Source organism: Clostridium sp. Cult1 (assembly GCF_021655095.1).
Taxonomy (GTDB): Bacteria; Bacillota; Clostridia; order Tissierellales; family Tepidimicrobiaceae; genus Schnuerera.
In genome coordinates, this window is sequence record NZ_PPXW01000001.1 from 640,320 (window position 1) to 641,918 (window position 1,599).

General features: G+C 35.1%; 1 protein-coding gene. It reads right to left on the reverse strand.

All coding sequences use genetic code 11. The features are described from left to right. Nucleotides 1–156: 156 nt before the first annotated feature. A partial coding sequence (locus C3E89_RS03040) for a peptide ABC transporter substrate-binding protein (protein ID WP_236911024.1) occupies nucleotides 157–1,599 on the reverse strand: 1,443 nt, incomplete at its 5' end.

Below are 1,599 nucleotides of genomic sequence, written 5' to 3' on the forward strand. Positions count from 1 at the left end.
GAAGAAATACTACCGTTATTACAATAAATAATGTTATTAAAGATTGAAATAACCTTTTAAGTGAATACTTTAACATGCTCCCCCTCCTTCCTAGTTGTTAGGCGGCCAAAGGCCGCCCTACCCAATTATCTACTGTCCATTGTCAATTGTAATTTGCTACTTGCCAGCTTTTTTCAAAGCCTCTGCCCTTTCTTTCTCCCATCTTTCTAATCCCTCTGTAAATTGTTCTGAATTCATTGGTTTATCCATTACCATCTGTCCTTTAAATCTTTCAGCAGATACTCCAAATGGTGAATATAGAGACTCAAATGGGTTCAATCTAGAAGCAGAATAACCTCCTCCACCAACAGCATATGGAATAATAAAAGCTTCTCCAATTAAAAACGCTTCTGCTTCTGCAAATAGATTATATCTTTCTTCTAAATCAATAACTTCAGCTTTAGCTTCATTTACCATATTTTCATAGATGTTTTTACCGTTAGATTCTTTATAGCCTTCAGCTAGATGAGGCCAGTTATAAGTACCATCTGGGCTAAATGGATCCGTGTAAGTTTCAGGGTCAGCATAATCTGGTCCCCAGTTACATTCTAGGAAGGCATAGTTTCCAGATCGTCTTACTTCTTGCAGAAATCCTGTAGGTGGCTTAGGGTCAATTATTATATCTATATAATCTGTTCCTAATAGACTTTCCATTTGCTGTTCTATTACTTGAGCCCTATTAGCCCATTCACTTGAACCTGTATTATAAGGCATCAGTACCTTAACAGGAAATGTAGCTTTGCCTTGTAATTCTTCTAAAGCTTTTTCTTTATATTCTAAAGCTAATTTTGCATCAAAGGTATCATTATTTGTAAACTCAGCCAAACTACCTAATTGAGTATAATCTACTCCCTCTAAATCCACAAAGTTCCTAGGAGTTACCGTATTGCTTATTCTCTTTTCTGGATCATAAGGTTCTGCCGTTAGCATAGCTGCTTTTCTATCTAGGGCATGAAATATGGATTTTCGGAAATTTTTATTGTTGACTACAATCTTCCAATTATCTGGTTCGTACTCTGCTGGAAACTGAGGATCGAAATTTAAGCAGTAAAAATAAGAGTAAAAACCGGTTCTATTTGGTCGAATTTGTGCTTCTTTCTCTGGGTCATTCATCCATTCATCTAAAATATCCGAAGAAATATCTGCATAATCTATCTCCCCACGTAAGAACAACTCTGGCGCTAATGTACCAGCTTCTTTATTATAGGTATGGACTAATTTTTTAATGTGGATATTTTCTTTATCCCAGTATTTATCGTTTGCTACTAATACCCTTCTATTTTGAGGTTCAAAGGTCTCCATTATATAAGCTCCGTTGTATAGAAAATTAATATTATCTGTACCAAATTTGTCTCCTACTTCTTCTAAGAATTGACCATTAGCTGGAAAGAAACATACATAGGTAAGCATGGATAAAAAATAAGGTGTAGGATTTTTTAGGGTATATTCTAATGTATATTGATCTAGTGCCTTTACCCCTACTTCTTCAAAATCCCTTATCTCTCCATTATAATATTCTTCAGCATTTTTTATAACGCTATAGGCTATATTGGCGGTTTT